This is a genomic window from Phytoamicus setariae (assembly GCF_016722925.1).
Taxonomy (GTDB): Bacteria; Pseudomonadota; Alphaproteobacteria; order Rhizobiales; family Rhizobiaceae; genus Rhizobium_E; species Rhizobium_E setariae.
Window position 1 is genome coordinate 1 of sequence record NZ_JAEQNC010000031.1, and the last position, 3,817, is coordinate 3,817.

Annotated in this window: 4 protein-coding genes; all 4 read left to right on the forward strand. The window is 58.2% G+C overall.

Annotation, left to right across the window (positions count from 1 at the left end; translation table 11 throughout):
- Positions 1-238: 238 nt before the first annotated feature.
- The 4 genes from JJB09_RS26400 to JJB09_RS26415 all read left to right on the forward strand — a co-directional run bounded on the left by JJB09_RS26400 (position 239) and on the right by JJB09_RS26415 (position 3,655).
- A complete protein-coding gene (locus JJB09_RS26400; protein WP_201664077.1) occupies positions 239-838 on the forward strand; it encodes a hypothetical protein in 600 nt (199 codons plus the stop codon).
- On the forward strand, positions 828-1,751 hold the full coding sequence (locus tag JJB09_RS26405) for an ATP-grasp domain-containing protein (protein ID WP_201664078.1): 924 nt from the start codon (positions 828-830) through the stop codon (positions 1,749-1,751). The genes JJB09_RS26400 and JJB09_RS26405 overlap by 11 nt, the downstream gene beginning before the upstream one ends.
- Positions 1,752-1,944: 193 nt before the next feature.
- A complete protein-coding gene (locus JJB09_RS26410) occupies positions 1,945-2,118 on the forward strand; it encodes a hypothetical protein (protein WP_201664079.1) in 174 nt (57 codons plus the stop codon).
- A 163-nt stretch (positions 2,119-2,281) separates the two neighbouring features.
- Positions 2,282-3,655: a class II 3-deoxy-7-phosphoheptulonate synthase gene (locus JJB09_RS26415; protein ID WP_201664080.1), complete on the forward strand. Its 1,374-nt coding sequence runs from the start codon at positions 2,282-2,284 to the stop codon at positions 3,653-3,655.
- Positions 3,656-3,817 lie beyond the last annotated feature (162 nt).

Consider the following 3,817-nt stretch of genomic DNA (forward strand, 5'->3'; position numbering starts at 1 on the left):
AGGTCGACAAAGCTTCCGACTTTGCCGACCTCTTTAATCGTAGCTACTAATCTATAGCAAAACCGCTTCTAGCGGTTCAAGCGCAGCGTTTCAAACCTCCACCTTTGGTGGAGGTCATGACTTCTTGATGCAATCACGCGCTGCGTATGGTTGTGTGAATAATACAATTATACCATAGATTGAAGTCGTCGTGCGGATGTGCTAAGGTTCCTAACCTTTTATAGGGGAGGACAATTCCATGGCAGTTCGTTTGCTTTCGGTCGACGACGTTCAGGTTTCCCTAAACAAAAGCAATCGGCCTACGCTGGTGGTGATGGTGATGGGCCGCGCCGCGACACCGGGTTATCAAAATATAAAGCTCAATGTTCTCGAAGGGGAACTCTCGCCCGACCACATCTTCGATCTCGAACTGGTCGGCGACCCGCCGGAGGGGATCGTCCCGCAGATGGTCGTTCCGGCGCATGCAAATCTCGTCATCACTCAAGACGTCGACAGGATCGCCGGCGTGATCGTGCATGCCCGGACGAACAATCGCACTGCGCTTACTGGCCCTGAACTTGCCTCGCCTCCGAGAACGTCTTCCGAGCCGGCACTTGGCGACATTCTTTCGCGTTTTGGCGGGTTGGCCGCCAAGTTCCTGCCGCTCGGTGAGGGGCTGACAACACTCGCGCTTGGCGAGCAGGGGTTTCCGACATTGGCTCACATTCTGAGCGAAGGGTCGGGGCCGCTTGCGCTGGAAAAGGACGTCCGATCCGAGATCTTCCGCAAGCCACCGGGGTTTGAGGACTTCGACCCCCGCGAGCGGCTGGGACAGCGCGGGCCCTTCGGTGACCGCTGAGATCTTGCGGCCCGATTTGCTGATAGCAGGCGGCCGCAACGACCCGTGCCTTCAGTTGCTAGAGGCGCGGGCCGGCGATCTGGGACTGTCGGTCGCCACCATCTACCATGATGCAGAAGCGGAGGCTGCCGTCAGCCTCGATTTCAACCAGAACACCTTGATGCTGGCGGCGCGGCACATTTGTCCCAAGGCCGCCTTCGTGCGGATGGATGTCTTCAGCAGCGAGCTCGAGAAGGTCGAGGTTCTGCCGCGCGCACCGGGCTGGTTCTCGTTCGTCCTGGGCGCCCTTGTCATGCAGCCGGACATCGGCTTCTTCAACCGGGATATGGCAAGCTTCGCCGGCATAAAGATCGCCGACCTCAGCCGCGCGCGCCATCTGGGACTTGCTGTGCCGGCTACGCTTGTTTCCAATGACGTGGTCGAGATCAGGCGATTTGCTGCTGATACCGAAGGTTTTGTGGCCAAGCCGGTGAATGGCGGCGGCTATTGCAAGCCGCTCGGCGGGATCGATTTCGATACGCTAGCCCCCTCGGGCAGCTTGCCCATACCGGCTTTCGTACAGGAGAAACTCGATTATCCGGAATACCGGATCTACCGGCTGGGCAACCGTTTCATAAGCTTCGTCGTGCAAAGCGAAGAGTTGGATTATCGGTTCGATCGAGCCGCCCGGATGGCGGTTTGCCAGAGCGACCATGGGCCACTCGCAACTATTGTGCCCAGCTTGCGAATGATGAGCGACGAACTGGGTCTGAATTTCTGCGCCTTTGACATGAAGACGAGAGCGTCGACGGGGGAGCTCTGCTTTCTGGAGGTCAACAGCGGGCCGATGTTTGCTGCCCACGACCAGGTGAGCAGCGGAGAGCTTGGGCGTGTGTTGCTGGAGGAACTGCTCGCGCTTTCCTCGACCAAATAGATGCGATGGACACTTGTGGAGACAGGAGGCGCAGGCTTGACTTCCGGCTTGCGCTCATTGCGCAATTAGGTGATTCCCTAAATTGTGTTCCCTTCGATCTATGTTATATTCAAATGTGCTTAGATATGCGGCGCATCATCCGGTCTTGAGGAGAGGACCGGCTGACAGATTATATCTATGTCAGGAGAACGCCATGACGATTCACGCAAAGCTGGACCCTACAAGCCAGCCGGTGGAATATGCCGAGACTTATGACGATCCCGTACTTGATCGTCAGCGGGGCGGATATGGCGTGTTGAGCAACGTGCTCTTCCCGCTCATATCTATTGCCGCTGTGCTGTTTGCGGCCTATGAGCTTTTTGGCTGAGCGGATGCATTCGGTTGACAATGCGTCCACCCGCAAAATGCGCAGAGCCCACCGCTTTGCGCATTGAAAGCTTTGCTTTTGCCTCCTTAATGTATATAAGCGCGCATTCGCGAGGAAACCCGCGAAGTAACCACCAATATTTTTAGGTAAACAGGTGAGTAAGATGGCACAGAATTGGAACCCGACAAGCTGGAGGTCTAAGCCCATTCAGCAGGTTCCGGACTATCCGGACATGGCTGCACTCCAGGCCACGGAAGCCCAGCTTGCCACCTATCCACCGTTGGTTTTTGCAGGCGAGGCGCGGCGTTTGAAGGCCTCGCTCGCCAAGGTCGCCGAAGGTCAGGGTTTCTTGCTGCAGGGCGGCGATTGCGCCGAAAGCTTCGCCGAACATGGCGCCGACACGATCCGCGACTTCTTCCGTGCGTTCCTGCAGATGGCCGTCGTCCTTACGTTTGGCGCTCAGCAGCCGGTGGTCAAGGTTGGCCGTATTGCTGGCCAGTTCGCCAAGCCGCGTTCTTCCGGCATCGAGAAGAAGGGTGACGTGGAGCTTCCGAGCTACCGCGGCGACATCATCAACGGTATCGAATTCACGCCCGAGGCGCGCATTCCGAACCCGGAACGCCAGCTGATGGCTTACCGCCAGTCGGCCGCGACGCTGAACCTGCTTCGCGCCTTCGCTATGGGCGGCTACGCCAATCTCGACAACGTTCACAAGTGGATGCTGGGATTCGTCAAGGACAGCCCGCAGGAGAAGCGATACCGTGCGCTCGCTGACCGGATTTCCGAAACCATGGATTTCATGGCCGCAATCGGGATCACGCCGGACAACAATCCGAGCCTTCGCGAAACCGATTTCTTCACCAGCCATGAGGCTCTTCTGCTCGGGTACGAGCAGGCGCTGACGCGTGTCGATTCCACTTCGGGTGACTGGTATGCGACCTCAGGTCACATGATCTGGGTCGGCGACCGCACCCGCCAGCCGGACCATGCGCATATCGAATACTGCCGCGGCATCAAGAACCCGATCGGCCTGAAATGCGGCCCATCGATGACCGCCGATGGCCTGCTGGAACTGATCGATATCCTCAACCCGGCCAACGAAGCCGGCCGTCTGACGCTGATCTGCCGTTTCGGCCACGACAAGGTGGGCGAACACCTGCCGCGCCTCATCCGCGCCGTCGAACGCGAAGGTCGCAAGGTCGTCTGGTCCTGCGATCCGATGCATGGCAACACGATCACGCTCAATGAGTATAAGACCCGGCCGTTCGACCGGATCCTGACGGAAGTCGAGAACTTCTTCGCGATCCACTATTCGGAAGGTTCGCATCCCGGCGGCATCCATATCGAGATGACCGGCAACGACGTGACCGAATGCACCGGTGGCGCGCGTGCGCTGTCTGCCGATGACCTGCAGGATCGCTACCATACCCATTGCGACCCGCGCCTCAACGCCGACCAGGCGCTGGAGCTGGCCTTCCTGCTGGCCGAAAAGCTGAAGAGCGGCCGTGATGAGCAGAAGATCGCCGTCAACGGTTGAGCGCTTAGTCGCTGGAATTGAAAAGGGCGCCCGAGTGGGCGCCCTTTTCGTTATGAAGTAAGTAAACCTCCACCTACGGTGGAGGACTGGACGTGTTCTACATCGTAGTTGAGAGACCTCCGTGCTTGGACCGCTATTTTATGCGCGACACAGAACGGAGGT